3 protein-coding genes are annotated in these 2,897 nt (G+C 37.3%); 1 reads left to right on the forward strand and 2 read right to left on the reverse strand.

Annotated elements, in window-relative coordinates; all coding sequences use genetic code 11:
* Positions 1 to 231, reverse strand: a 231-nt coding sequence (locus M901_RS05555; RefSeq protein ID WP_021277201.1) for a hypothetical protein, incomplete at its 3' end; no start/stop codon positions are given.
* 59 nt (positions 232 to 290) lie between these two features.
* The gene (locus tag M901_RS05560; RefSeq protein WP_034720669.1) at positions 291 to 746 is read right to left on the reverse strand and encodes a hypothetical protein; all 456 of its coding nucleotides are present in this window, start codon (positions 744 to 746) and stop codon (positions 291 to 293) included.
* Between the two features lie 307 nt (positions 747 to 1,053).
* Here M901_RS05560 and M901_RS05565 point away from each other — a divergent pair, with 307 nt between their 5' ends.
* The gene (locus tag M901_RS05565) at positions 1,054 to 2,802 is read left to right on the forward strand and encodes a S41 family peptidase (RefSeq protein WP_021277203.1); all 1,749 of its coding nucleotides are present in this window, start codon (positions 1,054 to 1,056) and stop codon (positions 2,800 to 2,802) included.
* Positions 2,803 to 2,897: the final 95 nt, after the last annotated feature.

The raw sequence follows: 2,897 nt of genomic DNA on the forward strand, positions 1-2,897 counted from the left end.
TCCGTATTCTAGAATCGCCTCTCTTTCGATGACTTCACCATAAAAGTTAAAATTTGCTCGAGGTTTAACTCTCATTCCCTTTGCAGTAGAGACATATTCAACACCAAAATAATGCGGAACTTGCCCTCTTAAATTTAAAGATGCTGTTTCAGATGCTTCAGTATAAGAAATCGCTGCGGTACAGAGAAAGAGGAAGAGTGAGAATATTAAAGCAAAACTGGCGACTTTCATGTTAAGGCTTATCGGAAAGTCGCCAGAATACTTTAGTTATTTAATCATGTATTTGTTTTTTAGTTTGCTGAGATTGTAAAAGTCACAACATCATCATACTGACCTGAAACCATAGTGGCCGCAGACTTTCCAGTGTATGAAACAGTGGCATCAAAATTATCACTTACTAAACCTGAAGTAGATCTAGAAAATGTCTTACCACCGCTTGATAGTTCAGCATCAACTCCACCATACTTAAGAACATAATCAAAAGTATCACCGTTTGAGTGAACAAGTTTCCCACTATTATCAGAAGATACTGTTACTGAATAACCAACATTTGAGTTAGACTGCTCAGTTACCGTTGCCACTTTCTTATCACTAGTTGTTGAAGAGAGATCTAATGACTGAGCATCAGACTCTGCTACAAGTGAAATATCAACGACTTGTCCTACTGTTCCTCTAAGGTTTAGAGTTGCTGTTGTTCCAGCAAAAGTAAAAGTCGAAATCATCATTACTGTTAAAAACTTTTTCATATATTCTCCCCTGTTCATTAAGTTAAGGCTTCTGCATTTATTATAGCAATCATCATGCCAAGCATTGTAGTGACGCATATTTACCTACCTGATTTTAAAGACTTGAAAATAGGTAACTCTGAAGAGTTTTTAACAAATCACAAGAGGATTTCTTGTGACCAAAGTGACAACACTGTCGCAAAATCAGTCACTTTCTGCACCATTATCTGTCTAATTTAAAGCCACGACGCAAGACTAAAGGAAAATATCTACCTTATTAGAACACTCTTATGGTAGAAGACTCCATTACGCTAAAAAGGAGACACGAATGTTGAAGTACATAGCAGGGATCGTGCTTGCCCTCAATTCATTTGCCATGAATAAATCAGTCTTTTCTGGTTCACGCTTCTTTTACTATGATAAAGAAGACCGCGTTGAAATCTTAGAGGATATCTATAAGCAAACAAAAGCAGAGTACACTCTCTGGGAAATAAAAAAGAGAAGAATTGCCGTTGATGGTGATCAAGTTTTCACTAACGCTATTGAAAGAGAAATGGCGATCGAAGACGTAAACGCACCTATTGATCAGGCCAGAGCAAACCTTGATTTTATAACTAGGGTTAAAGAAGTTATCGCAACATTTGAAGATACTCACTTTGGGATTAATCCAGTTCTTAACACTCCATGGGTTCTAAATGGTCTCGACGCTAATCTTATCGATGGTAAGATTCTAGTCACAGGTTTCTATGACAAAGTTTTAGCGAAGACAATTTCAATGAGCGATGATGGTCAGAATATCTCTCAGATTTCAATGGGAGATGAAATTATCTCAATCGATGGGATCGAGGCACGTGAGTATGCCAAGTCTTTAGAAAAATATATTGATGGTTCTTCAAAAGGTTTCAGAGAATACCGTGCTGCCAACCTTGTTATGGCGAGATACTTTTCTTATCCACATAGAACCTTCTCAGATATTGAGATCAAGGTACAGAAATTAGAAAAGACAATTAAGGTAAGGCTTCCATGGTACGCCTCAGATAATACCAAGAGAAAAGATGCCCTCTTCTATTTCAAGAACAAAGGCTTTCCAACTTTGGATTCATTCCGCTTTAAATGGAATGAGAGTAAGAGAGTTTGGGAAAAAGATAGCTCACTAAAATTTAGAGGGTGGAATGGCGCAGCTCTACCAGAAGGTGCGATTGAACTAGAAAACTGGAAAAGTGCAGCGACGGGTGGAAGCACAATCGTTCGTTCTGCCATTATTCTCGATAAGGCGACTGCTTACGGATTTCTTCAAATTAATTCTTTCTCAGTGAGAGAACTTTTTAAAGGACAAGAAAAGAAAGACTTTATTTCTGCCATCCGTGGAGCTGTCCAGTATTTTAAAGAGCAAGAGTTAAAAGTTATTCTTGATCTTAGAAATAATGGTGGAGGAAATGGAAACTTCCCAGAACAAGTGCTCTCTCTTCTAACAGAAGAGGGACAAACATATCGTAATACAACATGGGCCAAGAGACTTACTCGTTATACAAGACAATTCATTGACTACTACCACACTGATGAGCTCTACCAAGAAATCAGTAATGAAGAATTCTGGCAAGAAATGATCGACCAAATCTTCTTCGCAGTGAACGATAATAGAAATCATACTCCTGCAATTACTGAAGGTTTTGTTACGGCCGATAAAGAAGTTGGTGGATTTACAAATGATATTGTTGCTCTTATTTCACCAAATTGTATCTCAGCTTGTGACATTATGAGTATGCTACTTAAGAGCTCGAAAAGGGCCACAATTATTGGAACGACATCGAATGGGACAGGAGCTGGATACTGGTCTAACGATAAGCTTTCAACAAACTTTGAAGATCGTTTCCATATCTTTAGAACTAATATTCCGAACTCTCTATTTGGATACCCTGGTAGTGATGACACAATTGTTTTTGGTGAAGATTCGGCCTATGAGCTTAATAGCGAAAACAGACCAGTCATTGCTGATATCGAATATGTTGAAACTTTTGAAGACTATAAAAATGACTCGAGTGGATGGATAAAGAAAGCAATAGAAATTCTTAAATAAATAAAAGGACCTAGTTTAGGTCCTTTTTTTTGCTCGAAATGAGTGATAAAAGAAAATCACCACCCAAAGAAAACTTGAAACTAAATGAGTATTAA

It is taken from the genome of Bacteriovorax sp. DB6_IX, assembly GCF_000447775.1.
GTDB lineage: Bacteria > Bdellovibrionota > Bacteriovoracia > Bacteriovoracales > Bacteriovoracaceae > Halobacteriovorax_A.